Source organism: Protofrankia sp. Cas8 (assembly GCF_963555845.1).
Taxonomy (GTDB): Bacteria; Actinomycetota; Actinomycetes; order Frankiales; family Frankiaceae; genus Protofrankia.
In genome coordinates this window covers 33,545-34,653 of the sequence record NZ_CAUVXI010000035.1, presented here as the reverse complement: position 1 = coordinate 34,653, position 1,109 = coordinate 33,545, and the positions used below count along the sequence as shown (strand labels likewise).

General features: G+C 64.9%; 2 protein-coding genes. One reads left to right on the top strand and one right to left on the bottom strand.

Annotated elements, in window-relative coordinates; genetic code table 11:
* Positions 1–223 (top strand): hypothetical protein (locus tag U9977_RS08040; RefSeq protein ID WP_322748563.1); only part of this gene is annotated, 223 nt, incomplete at its 5' end.
* 656 nt (positions 224–879) lie between these two features.
* On the opposite strand, the gene U9977_RS08035 is transcribed toward U9977_RS08040, so the two are convergent.
* Positions 880–1,109, bottom strand: a 230-nt coding sequence (locus tag U9977_RS08035) for a hypothetical protein (RefSeq protein ID WP_322748562.1), incomplete at its 5' end; no start/stop codon positions are given.

The window sequence follows — 1,109 nt, the reverse complement described above, 5'->3', positions numbered from 1 at the left end:
GGCCGGGTCGACCCCGGCGACCTCCTCGAGAATCGCGGCGGGTCCTGCCAGGATTTCGGACTGCGACATGCGCTCCTCCTTCTTGGCCTTTGCCTACTGTGCGGCCGCCGGTGGCACGAAGAACACGATCGCGCCACCTCCGGCCGCGATGGCCTACTGTGCGGCCGCCGGTGGCACGAAAAGCATTCCAGAATTTCAGCAGCATGGACCGTCCAGGGGGTGAACGGGTGACAAATCATTCACAAATACCATCGGAATGGCGGCTGATGGAGCGCGGGTCCGGCGCCGCTCCATCGCTGCTTTGAATGGATCGATAGCGCCGGCTGATGAGTGTTGACGACCTTCGTGGCGAAGGCAAACAATACCCGACGAAAACGGTTTTCGGTGAATACCGATGGGCGCCATGAGAGGCTCGACATGCGGAACCCGGATGGGTACGGACCCGCCGAGTCCGGCGGTGTCGCCGGGTCCGCCGGGCTGGTCGAGTGGCTGGGGACGTGGCATAACTCTGGGGTGGTCAGAGGTCGTCGAGGAAGGCGATGAGTGTGTCGGGTGCTTTGTAGCGGCCGGGGGGCGCTGTCGGGTGGGGTGGTGCGGGCGAGGGCGCGTTCTTTGATGGTGAGGTCGGAGTGGAGGTAGATCTGGGTGGTCTCGGTTGATTCGTGGCCGAGCCAGAGTGCGATGACGGTGTCGCGGGACATGGCGTGGCCGTGACGGGCGGGGAACGGCGGGGCGTCCCCGGGTCGATCCAGCGCGGGGGCCTCGTGGGTTGGCGGAACCTCTACCATCGTGTCACTCATGGCATGTCTTCCCTCTCGGAGGGTTACGCCGTTATTCCTGCAGGCCCCGTGTGGTTGAGGTTGCGGCTTCCGCCGTTGATCAGCTGAACGTCGGGTGCAGGCCGGCGCCGTGGGCGAGGCCGGTCACGAAGGCGAAGCCGTTTGGCGTGCCGAGGCCTGTGACGTCGTCGTAGCCGGGTCGTGGGTTGATCGTCTGAGGTTGGTTAAAGGTTCGAAGGGTGATCAAGTATCCGTGGGTGGGGTCTTGCCCGTTGGTGTAGTCGAGGTCGACGGCGGCGGTGGTGTGGTTGGTGCTGGCGGGGTCGGTGT